We start from the raw sequence: 14,327 nt of genomic DNA, 5'->3' as shown, positions 1-14,327 counted from the left end.
GGAGACGGACTCTCCGCTTTTTTTATTTGCTCTGACAGCTATGGTAGAATGAAAAGGAAGAAATGAAGGAATTCAATAAGGGGGCACTGTTGATGGAAGTGACAACAAAAGAGTTGAATATAGCGGGTCGAGTTGGAATGCAACGGACGTTTTTCAAAACGGGAGCTACACGAAGTATTGCTTTTCGTTTAAGTATGTTGACATTTTTAAAACAAGCGATTGAGACACATGAAGAAGCGATTTATGAAGCATTAAAAATCGATTTGAATAAAGGACGCCAAGATGCCTTTACGACAGAAATCGGATTTGTTTACGGTGAAATTAATCGGATGGAAAAGCAGTTACGCCGTTTAGCAAAACCACGTCGTGTCGGAACTCCCTTACTGCATTTTGGATCAAAAAGTGAAATCCGTCTCGAGCCTTATGGCAACATACTCGTCATTGCTCCTTGGAACTATCCGTTCCAACTCGCACTGGCACCGGTTGTTGGTGCGATTGCAGCCGGAAATACGATTGTGCTGAAGCCATCTGAATTGACGCCAAATGTGTCACGTGTCTTGCGGGAAGTTTTCGAGACAGCCTTCCATGAACGGTTTGGAGTCGTGATTGAAGGAGATGCAGATGTGAGTGCAGCCGTCCTTGAAGAAAAGTTTGATTATATCTTCTTTACCGGTTCAACACGTGTCGGGAAAATCGTCCATCAGGCAGCGGCGAAGCATTTGACGCCCGTTACCCTCGAACTCGGCGGTAAATCACCGACGATCGTTCATAAAGACGCAGATTTGAAGCTGGCCGCTAAACGAATTGCTTGGGGGAAATGGTTGAATGCCGGTCAAACGTGCATCGCACCGGATTATGTACTCGTGCACCGGGATGTACAGGAAACATTCCTGCGTTATATCGAGGAAGAAGCATTTTCGCAGTATGGAAACGGTGTAGGCGTCGGATCATACGTCAAAATTGTATCCGACAGCCACTTGGAACGCTTAATGGGCTACCTTGATCAAGGAACCATCGAATTTGGCGGACAAGTTGATCCGGAATCAAGAAAGATGGCACCGACGGTCATGACAAACGTTTCGATTGATTCGAAATTGATGCAGGAAGAAATTTTTGGTCCGATTCTTCCGGTACTTGTATATGACGAGATGGAAGAGGTCATCACGTTCGTCACGGACCGCGAGAAGCCGCTTGCCCTTTATTTGTTTACAGAAAATGAGTCTGTTAAAGAACGCGTATTAAGCCGGATTTCATTTGGCGGTGGTTGTATCAATGATACGCTGATGCATGTCGCGCAACACAACTTACCGTTTGGTGGAGTCGGTGCGAGTGGTATCGGCGGTTACCATGGCAAGTACAGTTTTGAGGCATTTAGTCATCAGAAGGGGCTTGTTCACAATACGACCAAGTTCGATCTGCCTTTCCGGTACATGCGTTCAAATACTGATTCCAAATGGATGCGCTTTTTGTTATGATGAACATTATTCATTTGTCCAACTAAGGGGTTACGATTTTGAAAAAGAAAGTTATCCGCGTGATAAGAAGACTAAAGTTAATTGAAATGATTTTGCATGTCCTCATGCGTATTTTTTCTTGGATGCCGGTTAAGAAAAATCGAATCCTCTTTGAAAGTTTTTTAGGGAAACAATTCAGTGATAACCCAAAAGCCATCTATGAAAAATTACGTATGGAGCATCCAGAATTAGAGTTGATTTTCAGCAAAGATCAACAGGTGACGTTTGAGAAAAATATGATGACGGTCAATCGGATGACGATACGTTGGATTTACGTGTTAGCCACTTCTCGAATATGGGTATCTAATAGTCGTCTGCCTTCTTGGTTATACAAAAGACCACAAACACTATATCTTCAAACATGGCATGGGACACCTTTGAAAAAACTCGCGTTGGATATGGAAGATGTCCAAATGGCAAATACGTCGACTGAGAAGTACAAAAAGGGATTTAAACAAGAAGCCGCAAAATGGGATATCTTGATTTCCCCAAATGCATATTCCAGTGAAATTTTCAGACGTGCTTTTCATTTTGAAAAAGAGCTTTTGGAGACAGGATATCCGCGAAATGATATTTTTTATCAAACGGAAAAACACGAAGAAATTATCAAACGAATCTATGCGCATTATCAGATTACATCCGATAAAAAAATTATCCTGTATGCCCCTACTTGGCGAGATGATCAGTTTATCGCACAAGGCGGTTATTCGTTTTCCTTTCCTTTTTCGTGTGAGCAGTTCGAAAAACAGTTTGGTGACGACTATGTCATGTTAGTCCGAACACATTATCTTGTGGGGGATCAATTAAACTTTGATGGTCTTCCGTCATTTAGAAATGCCTCCAGTTATCCGGACATATCTGATTTATATTTGGCTGCCGATCTGATGATAACCGATTATTCATCCGTTATGTTTGATTATGCGCATTTAAAACGGCCTATGTTATTTTATGCCTATGATTTAGAGCATTATCGTGATCGGTTAAGAGGCTTTTATTTTGATTTTGAGGCAGAAGTGCCGGGCCCCCTCGTTTTGGAGGAAAGTCAATTATTTGCAGAAATTCAACAGTACTCTGATTGGCACCATCGATTTGAGGATAAGTTGACGGTGTTCACTGAAAAATTTTGTACGTGGGATGACGGTCAGGTATCAAGGAAGGTATCAGATCGTATTTTAAAATCTGTTTATGAAAAGGGGAAATAAAAATGAAAAAAGTAATCACATACGGTACGTTTGACTTGCTACACTGGGGACATATCAACATCTTGAGACGAGCAAAAGAAATGGGCGATTATTTGATTGTAGCCATTTCAACAGATGAATTCAATCGATTAAAACATAAACAGGCCTATCATAGTTACGAAAACCGAAAGTTGATTTTAGAAGCCATTCGCTATGTGGATGAAGTCATTCCGGAAAACAATTGGGAACAGAAGGTTCAAGATGTTCAAGAACGTGATATTGATTTGTTTGTCATGGGCGATGATTGGAAAGGTGAGTTTGACTTCTTAAAAGAATATTGTGAAGTGGTGTATCTGGATCGGACAGAAGGTATTTCGACGAGCCAAATTAAAAATGAATTAAGTTCAAACTAATCCAGTTTCGAGACCTCACCTATTGTGTGGTCTCTTTTTAAAGGAGTTCATCTGAAATGAGAACCATGCTCATTTTTATTTATTTACAGCTGTTTAAGCTTATGTACAGATTTTTTTATGTTTTTACGATTCAAAGAAAAACGTTATTTTGGGTAACTTATGGTGAAAATGCTCGTCCCATCAATGATTACTTGAGGCAGCATGTGCCGGACGAAAAAAGAATTTTAATTTACGATCGACGTTTTGTGAAGGATGAGGAAGAATGGCATGTACACCAATCGATTCCATACCACCCTGTTCGTTTTATAATCATGGCATTTCATCTCGCGACATCCAAAACAGTGTTTATTGATAATTATATCGGTGAATTTAGTGTCGCATCCATTCGTAAAAAAACGCAACGTATCCAACTGTGGCATGCTGCGGGTGCATTAAAGAACTTTGGTTTGATCTCTTCGACGAGTAAAGCAGTCTCCAAACGAACACGCGCACGTTTTCAACGTGTCTATAAACGGTACGGTGATTTTATTGTGCCCGGAAATGAGTGTGCCAGTTTATTTATGGCACCCCATGATTTACCGATCACGCGTTTTAAATCGTTTGGTATGCCGCGAACAGACTATTGGTTTCATGAGAAACGTCAACGCATCGAGGCACAGCTTCGCAGTACCTATGAAAGAAAAAATCGCCGAATTGCACTATACGCTCCGACATATCGCGAATACGACGGGAGGGAAGATCAAACAATCCGTCAATTGGAGCAGTTGACGGATCAGGGATGGACGATTCTTGTAAAGTTACATCCGACAGTACGCGATCAGTTTACAGATCAAACAAAACACATCCATTTTGTGACCGACGATTTTTCAATCAATGATTATTTACTCATCACAGATGTTTTGATTACAGATTACTCTTCAATTCCCTTTGAAAGTTGTCTGCTCGATATTCCAACAATTCTTTACACACCGGATATTGATACGTATCGAAAAGATCCAGGTGTTCTTGATTCTTATCCCGAGCCGTTGCCGGTGAAATATACGAGTCGATTTGAAGATATTGTGCAGTGGATGAATTCGGATGCATCATTACAGAAAAGCCGAATGGAAATGAAAGCATTTAAAACGCTTTGGTATGCGGAACCACCGGGTGAAGCGACGCAACGAATCGTAAAACACTATTATTAAAAATAAATTGTGAAAAGGTGAACAATGTTTGACAATCTTTTGAAAAAACGCTATTTTGACATGTGATGTTCTATACTGAAGTCAGATGGAATAATAGAAAGGAGAATGCGGAATGCTTGCTTGTGGAACAACAGAAGCCAACACATTTGTCCTGTCGTCTGAGACACGGATGATACTGGAAGACTTCATGACAGAAGTGACGTTTAAAAAAGACTCCATTGTTTGCTGGGAAGGTGAATTAAACGATAAGCTGTTTTATGTAAAACAGGGCGGGGTCAAACTTTCGAAGCTGACGAAAAAGGGTAGTCCCTTAATGATGTTTTTATATTTTAAAGGCGACTTGTTTGGTGAATTTGATGTCGGGGAAGCAGCTCCAAGTTCTTATAGTGTTGAAACAATGGAAGACAGCATTCTCGGTGTCGTTTCCAAAAGCAAGCTGGAGGAATTAATGAAACAGGACGGTGTGTTTGCACTGGAAATTATGCGTTGGCAGGCACTGATGCGGAAACAGACGGAAACGAAATTACGGGACTTGTTGTTGTTTGGAAAACAAGGAGCACTGGCTTCCACCTTACTCCGGTTAATCGCGATGGATGGCAAGCAAGTCGGAGACGGATACGTGATTTCAAAACGACCGTCAGACAGTGAACTCGGTCAATTGATTGGAACACCGCGTGAAACTGTTAATCGTATGCTGTCCCAGTGGAAAAAAGATAAAATCATTTCGACTACGACAACTAAAATTATTGTTCATGATGCTAAATATTTACGAGACTTATGCCATTGTGAAGGGTGTCCGGCAGGGATTTGCCGGATCTGATACGCTAACTGCTCCTCTTGTCCTTGAGACAAGGGGATTTTTTTTGGACACAGCTCTCATATGTGAACTTTATGTGTGTTTTCTTAAAGGAAACAACGAAATCGTCACAAATAGTGTGATATTTGTCACGGTCTGACAGAATGATTTTTTTCTAGAATGAAGATATGACATGGAGTGAAAACAGAAAGGAGTCAACAAACTATGGACATGAAGCCAGAATCGAATCTACCCGGTACACTCGTCGCCGTTTTTCTCGTCGCTTCCGTCATCATCGGAATGTGGGGATCGATTTTTCTATTATTTAGTTCCAGATAAGGAGGAAAGACGATGCATATTCATCGCCTAGAAAAAATTTGGTTGGTATTTGGTTGTGTGATGTTAGCTGTATTTTTAATGATTATTGGTATTTCTGCTTTTGCATCTGGCAATCAACCACCATCTGATGCCACATTGATCGATCCGACGCAAGTCGATCAAACAAAACCGTTCGACAAACCGGGACTTAAAAAGATTGATGATAACCGTTATGAAGCAGTTATGGTATCACAAGCTTTTCAGTTCACTCCACAAGATATGGTAATCAAAAAAGGTGCAACGGTCGATTTCCTTGTTACATCAAAAGATGTTGTACATGGTTTTGAAATCGTGAAGACGAACGTCAACATGATGGTTGTTCCCGGTCATATCAATTCAATTGAATATACCTTTAAAAAAAGCGGGGACTATTTGATCGTCTGCAACGAGTATTGTGGAAGCGGTCACCATATGATGTCGACAAAAATTAAGGTGGTGGATTAAATGAATGCCATTTCGAGAAAATTAAAAGAGTTTGAGATGGAGCGTGGAATGCCTGCGACGGCAATTGGTGTAAAAGAGGCTAAACTTGCCTTTGCCCATGTCAGTTTTGCGCTGGTAGCACTATTGATCGGCGGATTATGCGGATTATTACAGACCCTTGTCCGGACGGGTGTCATTCCGGAAATCGCCGGAGTCGGATATTACGAATTATTGACTGCCCACGGATTGATGTTAGCCATCGTATTTACGACATTATTTATTTTTGGATTATTATTTGCATTTTTAGGTCAGTCATTTGGTCGTTTTGAAGAATTTCCGAGACGACTCGGATGGGTTGGTTTTTGGTTCATGATGCTTGGTGTCGTACTGGTCACTTGGATGGTCCTTGCCGGTGAAGCTTCTGTCTTGTACACATTTTATGCTCCGCTAAAAGCGCATCCCGTCTTTTATATCGGATTGGTCATCTTTGTCATCGGGACATGGATTTCTTCCGGCGCGATGTTTCGGATGTACGCTGATTACAAGCGGGAGCATAAGGGAGTCCATCCGCCACTTCAAGCGTATATGAGCATCATGACCGTATTATTGTGGGTCGTTGCGACACTCGGTGTTGCCGCCACGATTTTATTCCAACTGTTGCCGTTATCACTCGGTTGGACGGATAAGGTCGGAATCGAATTATCCCGGACGCTGTTTTGGTACTTTGGTCATCCGCTTGTCTATTTTTGGTTGTTGCCGGCTTACATCGTTTGGTATACTGTTATTCCGAAAATTGTTGGTGGTAAAATTTTTTCTGATGCATTAGCCCGGATGTCGTTTTTATTATTTTTACTGTTTTCCTTTCCGGTCGGTTTTCACCATCAATTGTTGGAACCGGGAATATCGGCTTTTTGGAAGTATATTCAGGTTGTTCTTACGTTTCTCGTAATTATTCCGTCACTCATGACGGCGTTCTCGATGTTTGCGACCTTTGAGTTGGCAGGACGGCGTCAAGGAGCGACCGGATGGTTTGGATGGATCAAGAAGATGCCGTATCGGGATGTCCGTTTTTTGGCTCCTTTTGTTGGGATGTTGTTCTTCATCCCTGCCGGAGCTGGTGGTGTCATCAATGCCTCCCACCAACTAAATATCGTCGTCCATAATACACTTTGGGTCACCGGTCACTTTCATATCACGGTCGGAGCAGCGGTTGCCTTGACCTTTTTTGGAACAGCCTATTGGCTCGTACCATTACTGAGAGGACGGACGTTAACGAAAAAAATCAATCGAATCGGATTGCTTCAAACGGCGACATGGACGATTGGGATGTTGTTCATGTCGACGGCGATGCACATTTCGGGGTTGCTTGGTAATCCGAGACGAACCGGACCGGCTGCGTATTTCAAAGATTCCCTTGTCGCTGACTGGATTCCGTACCACGTTGCGATGGCAATTGGCGGAACGATCCTATTCCTTTCGATTCTGTTGTTCTTATTTGCGATGTTCCAACTCGCTTTCCGGGCACCAAAAGGTATCGAAGAGTTTCCGGTCGCTGAAACAGAAGAAGCAGCGATGCAGACACCACTTTTCTTTGAAAATTGGAAACTGTGGATTTTCATGACGTTTGCCTTGATTGCGTTTGCCTATACAGTCCCGATTTGGCATATGATTGAGAGCGCACCGCCGGGAGCTCCTGGCTGGAAGCTGTGGTGACACGACTGAAACAACAAACGACCGGGTTCCTCTGAGATACAGGAGGAACCCGGTCGTTTTCATGAAGTATAAGAGCAATTATAAGTATGGAAAAAATGATGAAGATTACTTGACGATGTTGTGTTTAAACGCATACACGACGGCTTGCGTCCGGTCTACGACATCAAGCTTCGATAAAATGTTCGAAACATGTGTTTTAACCGTCTTTAATGAAATGAAGAGTTCATCGGCGATTTCCTGATTTGCCATACCACGGGCCATCAGTTGCAGGACTTCCTGCTCACGTTCCGTCAAATCATCATGAAGGTGACTGGTCGGTTTGCGTAATCGTTCCATCATTTTACCGGTCACTTGAGCTGCCATGACGGATTGACCCTCTGCCGTTTTGCGGATTGCTTCCGCGATTTCAAATGCACTTGCCGTCTTTAAGACGTAACTCATCGCACCGGCTTCAATGACCGGATACACTTTTTCATCGTCTAAAAAACTTGTAACGACCAAAATTTTTGCTTCCGGCCACTCTTTGCGGATCAAGCGTGTTCCTTCGACTCCGTCAACCGGTTCCATGACTAAATCCATCAAAACGACATCCGGACGATGTTGCAGGGCGAGTTCTGCTCCAACCTGCCCATCCGATGCTTCCGCGACGACCTCGATATCTGGCTGTGTTGATAAAAAAGCGGATACACCTGCACGAACCATTTCATGATCATCGACTAATAACACACGTATCATACTTGCACCATCCGATCTTTTCTTAATTTTACTTCAATTTGAGTCCCTTGTCCCGGAACACTGACGAGGCGAATCGTTCCACCCATCTCAGCCGTCCGTTCCCGCATCGAATTGATCCCGTAAGAAGCGAGTTTTTTCTCATCGACGATGAAGCCGACACCATCATCATTCATGCTTAAGATGACCGTATCATTAAATTGACGCAACTCGATATCCATATGTGACGCTTTCGCATGGCGTAACGCGTTGGTCAATCCTTCTTGGACGATCCGGAACAGTTCATTCTCAATCGGACGGGGGAGTTCGATGGCTTCGAGCTTCCAACTCAACTCGGTAGACTGTTTTCTAGATAATTCTTCTAATAGTTGTGTTAATCCTTGTTGGAGGGTCATGCCTTCCAGTTCGACCGGGCGTAACTGTAACAACAGGGAACGCATTTCGGACTGAGCGGTCTGTGCCATCGTTTCGACCAAATCGATTTGTTTTGCAGCGGTTTCGGGCTGGGTTAGAATCGTTTGTTTCGCGGCCGTCGTCATCATCGAAATCGCATACAGCTGCTGGGAGACGGAGTCGTGCAAATCACGAGCAAGCCGTTTTCGTTCCTCCGTGATAGCCTGAACACGGACTTGTTCAATGTGTTGCGGACGGGTGCTGATTTTTTGAACAGTTTCGACCTGTTCATCAATCCGTTTGCCGATGCGGGATAAGCGGGTCAACGTATGGAAGTAAGGACCATTGACGATCGTGACTTCTTTTCCTTGTTCCAGTTCGATGATGGCCGTCGTGACTTTCTTAAAATCACGACGCAAAAAGAAGTAGTGGATACTGCCAACTGCTAACGGCAACAAGAGCGATAAGCCGACGACAAGCAGAAAAACGGGAAAGTCCTGTTGACGGACGAAAAGTACATGCCAATCCACTTGGCGTGTACTTAAAAACAATAACGTCGTCATTACGGCAGTCAAAAAACCGGTCATGACTTGGAGCGCGATGACACCAAGCGGGAATTGATCACGTTTCATATGGAAGTCACCTCGACATTCCCGATGCCAAGCATGACGTGAATCCGGACTTTTCGGGTCGCTTCATCATATTCAGGCGCCCGGTACTGGATTCGGCGGTTAAAGAACGTCGGAATACGTCGGACATCTGTTTTGACGCTTCCGAACCCGATCGACGTATCGAGTGTATAGTCGTAGCCGGATGGCAACAAAATCCGGACGTCTCCGACGACACCACTGACGACGATTAACGTTTCGCCTTCCGGGACATAGGCGTGCGTCAAGTCGATTTCCAAATCGCGGACGATGAACTGTTCGCTCAAATCTTTTAAGACATACGGGAGCTCTTGTTGTGTCGCAAACGAATAGGCAGGTTGAATCTTAATGCCTTCTTCTTCATAGAGACTCGGTGAAATCTTAGAGAAGAAAAATTCCCGGACAGAGTGGCGGGTCACAAGAATGATTCCGAGATACAGCAGGATTCCGGCAATGACGAATCCGATTGCTGCTGAACTGAGGACGACACCGGCTAAGATGATGGTACCCACGACATAAAACAAGATAGCCAGTTTTTCATGATTTCTTTTTCGGAAATGAATGCCGACATAATACAGCAAGAACGGGAACAGAACCCCGAATAACACATTTCCTGCACCTGTCATCAAATCATAAAAGAGTCCGAGGGCGAACAGGATCGACACGTAGCCGACTAATTGTTTTGTACTTAATCGTCGCACGGGCAATCTCCTTCCTGACATGACAAAGGGAGGCATCAATGCCTCCTTCGTCCGAATACTTATTTTTGGAAACGACGTTCGAGATCGGCAATCCGGGCATCGATATCATCTTCTGCGATAGGAGCTTCCTCTACCTTCGTTTCAGTTTCCTCTGTTGTGAATGGATGTGCTTCTTGTTTAATAGTAGCATTTGGTTCGCGTTCTAGCACCTGGTTCATCTTCGATTTTAAATTCGAGACGTTTTCACGCATCATCCATTCATACCGTTTGTTTTGTAAATCTTCGAGTTTCAGTTTTAATTCAAGTGCTTCCCGCTCAAGTTCGTTTAATTCACGTTTCGTCTCTTCGATCAGTTCTTCGAAGAAGCGGAATTGTTCGCCGTAGTGCTTCGACTCGATGGCAGCCCGTTCGGCAAGCTCTTGTTCGCCTGCTTCTTTGGCGATTTCGACCTGCGTAAAGCGTTTGTCTGCCAACTCTTTAGCTTCATCTTGTTTATGTGTCAGTTCGACAAGCAACGTCCGCTGACGTTCAAGTAAACGATCAATTTCTTTTAAATCCGACTCAGTCGTCCGAATGTGGCGGACCAGCTTCTTAGCAGGCGCTTCCCCTTGATCGGCCGCTTTTTTTACTTCCGTCATCATTTGGTTCGCAAACTCGTTTAATTGATCAAATACATTTTTCATGAAAAATTCCTCCTTGGATGTTAGGTCAACAAAATGTTTGGCAGTAATGTACTATCTGCGTATCAGCGTTTTTGATCGAGGTCTTTCCAATCGGCTTCAAAGTGGGTCGAAGTGGTTGGACGACGGCGGGCAAACAATTGATTTAAATCGACGCGTTGCATTTTCATGCGCATGTATCCGATGTAAAGTCCGAGTGCAGCGGCGATTCCGACGACAGCCCAAATGTTCGACAAGGCAAGACCGATTCCGAGTGCAGCGAGTAATCCGAATCCGATTTTCGCAAAAACTTTTGATGTTTGGACAAACTTACTGATGGCATAAAATGCGAGGAGCGCACCGAGCCCGAGTCCGATCATGTGCGGTAATGTACCGATGACGACAGCGAGAAGGGCGAGACCGGCAAGTGCCATCAAGACCTGTTTTCCTTTTGATTGCTTCATGATGAAGCCTCCTTTTTCTTGATACTCTTATCTTAAGGGAAGAAGCAGGGAGGCACGACGCCCTTCGGACCGTAATTGTCTCCGACTTGAGGCGGAGTGTGAAGGTCTGACTTCCATAGCTTCGCTAGGTCCGGTCCGTATAATATGGTAAAATTCGACTAACAGAAACGAGAGGAGTGGTGTTTGATGAGTGCAACTAGCCACGTAACAGATCACATTACCGGAGTACAGGGAGGGGTTTCCCTCCCTTAAAAACAGAGGAGGAAACCATTTGAACGAATGGGGTAAAGTACCGACAGACAAGGTCGGAACAACTGAACAACTAGGACGTGTCACGGCGGTCTTCCAAAAGCAGTACCGTGTGATGACGGCTGATGGGGAAACATTAAGTGAATTATCGGGAAAGATACGTTTTGACGCCTTGACGAAAGCCGAATTGCCGGCAGTCGGTGATTGGGTGATTCAGACTGAGCGAGAAGCTGGAAAAGGACGAATCGAACGTGTCCTTCCGCGGACCTCACAATTTTCCCGAAAGGCAGCCGGGACGGAGACCGAAGAACAAATCATTTGTGCGAACGTTGATGTGGCATTACTCGTCATGGCGTTTGGACATGATTTCAACGTCCGCCGCCTGGAACGGTATTTGACGCTTGCTTGGGAGGCGGGGGTCACACCACTGATCGTTTTAACGAAAAAAAGTTTAATCGATTCAGTGGACGATTCACTTTCCGAGATTGAAGCCATCGCCTTCGGAACACCCTATTTTGCCGTTGACTCGCTGACGGGAGACGGGCTGGGTGCGTTACAGAAAGTATTGCAACCCAATGAGACGATTGTGTTGGTCGGATCATCTGGTGTTGGAAAATCAACACTCGTTAATGCCTTGGCAGGAGAACAGCTGATGGAAACGGGTGGCGTTCGGGAGGACGATGAGCGCGGACGTCATACGACGACACACCGGGAATTAAAACGGTTGTCGAGTGGCTTGTTACTCGTCGATACACCGGGTATGCGTGAACTTGGATTATGGGATGGAACCGAGGGGCTGGCATCGACGTTTTCAGACATCGAGACGTTGGCAGAGTCCTGCCGTTTCCGTGACTGTCAGCACGGCGAAGAACCAGGCTGTGCGGTTCACGCCGCTTTGGCGAACGGAAGCTTGTCACACGAGCGCTGGGAAAGTTTTCTGAAGTTACAACGCGAGGTGGCATATGCGGAACGAAAACAAAATGTCGCTTTGCAGGCAGCGGAAAAAGAGAAGTGGAAGAAGATCCACAAGCAGGCACAGGCCCGAACGAAACTAAAATATCAAAAACGCTGATGTGAGTTAACATCATAAACGAACGACGCCCTTCTGATTAAACAGAGAGGCGTCGTTCGTTTTGTAAAGAAATGGATAAAGGATTTAATCCTGATCAAAATGAATCGTTCCCGTCAATTCATCGAGACGTCTTAAATCGTTCTGAATCGCTTGAATGTCACTTGGTTGTTGTTCCCGGAGTAGTTTCGTTCCGACAGGATGGACAGTAGCTTCTTGATCTAACAGGATTGTCCGGTTCGAGAGTCGGTCATTGAAGTAACGATCGTGCGAAACGAACAACAGTTCACCTGGAAAAACATCGAGAGCCGCCTCGATTTGTTCACGGGTCGTTAAATCCAAGTAGTTGGTCGGTTCATCCAAAATCAACAGACGGGCACCGGAAAAATAGAGCCGTAAGAAGGCAATCCGGCATCGCTCGCCCATACTCGCTGCGGCAATGGGTTGATAGACCCGGTCACGCCGAAATAAAAAACAAGCGAGAAGCGTCCGCGCATCGGTCTCGGAAATCGTTGTCTCTTCCATCAAAGCGTCCAACAGGGAACCGGAAGTCGGCAAATTCGAAAGTGCCTGAGAAAAATAGCCGGTCGTCAGGGACGGATGACGTGTGATTGTTCCGTGAGTCGGATTCAGTTCACCTTGAATCAGCCGGAGCAGCGTCGTTTTTCCGGAACCGTTCCGACCGATGACGGCAATCCGGTCTCCTTGCTGGATGGAGAAGGACAGCTGTTCAAACAGTGGGAGACTCGCGTAAGAAAAGGAAACGGTATCCAATGAAAGCAACTGCTTTGCTTCAAAGGATGCGGCTTCAAACGCGATATGAACGGACGGTGCCGCTTCTGGTTTGGCAACCCGTTGATCCAGTACCTGTTCGAGCTGTTTTTCTTTTGCTTTGAACTTTTTCGCTTGTTTGGCTGCCTTTTTCTTGGCGTATGGATCTCGTTCGCTTGCGTGGGCGACAGCTTGTTGATGCCAGTTTTGGTATTGATGGATCATCCGCTTCAGTTCCTTACGTGTTTTTTCCTGTTTTTCATATTCGCGTTCTTGGGTCAGGCGTTCCTGTTCTTTTTGCTGGCGATACGTTTGATAGTTGCCTTTATAACGTGTTGCGAGACTCGGTGTCAGCTCAATGACGGCATCGGCCGTTGCATCGATGAAGGCACGTTCATGTGACGCGTAAAGAATCGCGATGGGTGTCTGGTGCATCCATTCACTCAACCAATCCAATGTGTCGGCATCCAAGTGATTGGTCGGTTCATCTAGCAGAATGAAATCGGGTTGTTGGACCAACAGACAGGCGAGTTGGATGCGGGTCTGTTCGCCGCCGCTGAGTGTGTCAAAGGGGTGAGACCAGACGTGTTCAGGCAGTTGAACTTCTTTTAACGCACGTGCTGCGTCCGCTTCGAGTGAAAAAGCATCAACATCCAGCGCGACTTGGTACGCTTCGATGGAGGTCGAGTGGAGTGTTTGTTCCCGTGCCTGATAACGAACTTGATCGGCTTGTTCGACCAGGCGGAGTGCCGGTTCATCAGAAGAGAGGTGTTGGGCGACATGACCGGCGTTTGTATAGGCACGGAAGATCTCGCCGGACGTCGGCTTGATCTGTTGGAGGATGATCTGTAATAACGTGGTCTTTCCGACGCCATTGGCACCGACCAAGGCGACATGCTCACCCGGATGAACGGAAAACGAGATGTGTTGGAACAACGTCTGTTGTGGAAGCTCAACGTGTAGATCGTGAATCGATAAGATTTCAGTAGGCATATTCTCAGCTCCTTAGGAGTTCATTTCGATACAGATGAAATGAA

At 45.1% G+C, this 14,327-nt stretch carries 15 protein-coding genes; 9 read left to right on the top strand and 6 right to left on the bottom strand.

The features are described 5' to 3' along the window. Window positions 1-92 precede the first annotated feature (92 nt). From ACHA8N_RS16835 to ACHA8N_RS16800, 8 genes are all read left to right on the top strand, one after another. The gene (locus tag ACHA8N_RS16835; protein ID WP_393966392.1) at window positions 93-1,475 is read left to right on the top strand and encodes an aldehyde dehydrogenase; all 1,383 of its coding nucleotides are present in this window, start codon (window positions 93-95) and stop codon (window positions 1,473-1,475) included. A gap of 38 nt (window positions 1,476-1,513) precedes the next feature. Further along, a complete protein-coding gene (locus ACHA8N_RS16830; protein ID WP_393966391.1) occupies window positions 1,514-2,716 on the top strand; it encodes a CDP-glycerol glycerophosphotransferase family protein in 1,203 nt (400 codons plus the stop codon). A gap of 2 nt (window positions 2,717-2,718) precedes the next feature. Next, window positions 2,719-3,108, top strand: coding sequence for a glycerol-3-phosphate cytidylyltransferase (tagD, locus tag ACHA8N_RS16825; RefSeq protein ID WP_147512519.1), 390 nt, complete (start codon window positions 2,719-2,721; stop codon window positions 3,106-3,108). A 56-nt stretch (window positions 3,109-3,164) separates the two neighbouring features. Further along, on the top strand, window positions 3,165-4,295 hold the full coding sequence (locus ACHA8N_RS16820) for a CDP-glycerol glycerophosphotransferase family protein (protein WP_393966390.1): 1,131 nt from the start codon (window positions 3,165-3,167) through the stop codon (window positions 4,293-4,295). A gap of 112 nt (window positions 4,296-4,407) precedes the next feature. Continuing rightward, a complete protein-coding gene (locus tag ACHA8N_RS16815; RefSeq protein WP_147512517.1) occupies window positions 4,408-5,115 on the top strand; it encodes a Crp/Fnr family transcriptional regulator in 708 nt (235 codons plus the stop codon). A gap of 201 nt (window positions 5,116-5,316) precedes the next feature. Further along, window positions 5,317-5,430, top strand: a complete 114-nt coding sequence (locus ACHA8N_RS16810) for a cytochrome C oxidase subunit II (RefSeq protein WP_147512516.1) — start codon at window positions 5,317-5,319, stop codon at window positions 5,428-5,430. A gap of 12 nt (window positions 5,431-5,442) precedes the next feature. Next, complete coding sequence (locus ACHA8N_RS16805; RefSeq protein ID WP_147512515.1) at window positions 5,443-5,913, top strand: cytochrome c oxidase subunit II; 471 nt, start codon at window positions 5,443-5,445, stop codon at window positions 5,911-5,913. Then, window positions 5,914-7,605 carry a b(o/a)3-type cytochrome-c oxidase subunit 1 gene (locus ACHA8N_RS16800; RefSeq protein WP_393966389.1) on the top strand — a complete coding sequence of 564 codons (1,692 nt, stop codon included), beginning with the start codon at window positions 5,914-5,916 and terminating at the stop codon, window positions 7,603-7,605. 105 nt (window positions 7,606-7,710) lie between these two features. Here ACHA8N_RS16800 and ACHA8N_RS16795 read toward each other — a convergent pair whose 3' ends face one another. From ACHA8N_RS16795 to ACHA8N_RS16775, 5 genes are all read right to left on the bottom strand, one after another. Next, on the bottom strand, window positions 7,711-8,340 hold the full coding sequence (locus ACHA8N_RS16795; RefSeq protein ID WP_147512513.1) for a response regulator: 630 nt from the start codon (window positions 8,338-8,340) through the stop codon (window positions 7,711-7,713). Then, a complete protein-coding gene (locus ACHA8N_RS16790; protein ID WP_147512512.1) occupies window positions 8,337-9,362 on the bottom strand; it encodes a sensor histidine kinase in 1,026 nt (341 codons plus the stop codon). The genes ACHA8N_RS16795 and ACHA8N_RS16790 overlap by 4 nt, the downstream gene beginning before the upstream one ends. Beyond that, window positions 9,359-10,078, bottom strand: a complete 720-nt coding sequence (gene liaF, locus ACHA8N_RS16785) for a cell wall-active antibiotics response protein LiaF (RefSeq protein ID WP_026833828.1) — start codon at window positions 10,076-10,078, stop codon at window positions 9,359-9,361. The genes ACHA8N_RS16790 and liaF overlap by 4 nt, the downstream gene beginning before the upstream one ends. Window positions 10,079-10,137: 59 nt before the next feature. Next, the gene (locus tag ACHA8N_RS16780) at window positions 10,138-10,761 is read right to left on the bottom strand and encodes a PspA/IM30 family protein (RefSeq protein ID WP_026833827.1); all 624 of its coding nucleotides are present in this window, start codon (window positions 10,759-10,761) and stop codon (window positions 10,138-10,140) included. Window positions 10,762-10,823: 62 nt separating this feature from the next. After that, entirely contained in the window at window positions 10,824-11,201 is a 378-nt protein-coding gene (locus tag ACHA8N_RS16775; RefSeq protein WP_026833826.1) for a lmo0954 family membrane protein, read from the bottom strand. Between the two features lie 271 nt (window positions 11,202-11,472). Here ACHA8N_RS16775 and rsgA point away from each other — a divergent pair, with 271 nt between their 5' ends. Beyond that, window positions 11,473-12,522 carry a ribosome small subunit-dependent GTPase A gene (gene rsgA / locus ACHA8N_RS16770; RefSeq protein WP_393966388.1) on the top strand — a complete coding sequence of 350 codons (1,050 nt, stop codon included), beginning with the start codon at window positions 11,473-11,475 and terminating at the stop codon, window positions 12,520-12,522. Between the two features lie 84 nt (window positions 12,523-12,606). Here the strand turns inward: rsgA and abc-f are convergent, their stop codons facing one another. After that, entirely contained in the window at window positions 12,607-14,283 is a 1,677-nt protein-coding gene (gene abc-f / locus ACHA8N_RS16765) for a ribosomal protection-like ABC-F family protein (protein WP_393966387.1), read from the bottom strand. Window positions 14,284-14,327: the final 44 nt, after the last annotated feature.

The organism is Exiguobacterium sp. S22-S28 (assembly GCF_043359615.1).
Taxonomy (GTDB): Bacteria; Bacillota; Bacilli; order Exiguobacteriales; family Exiguobacteriaceae; genus Exiguobacterium_A.
The sequence above is the reverse complement of the archived record's forward strand: the minus strand, read 5'-3'. Positions and strand labels throughout refer to the sequence as shown.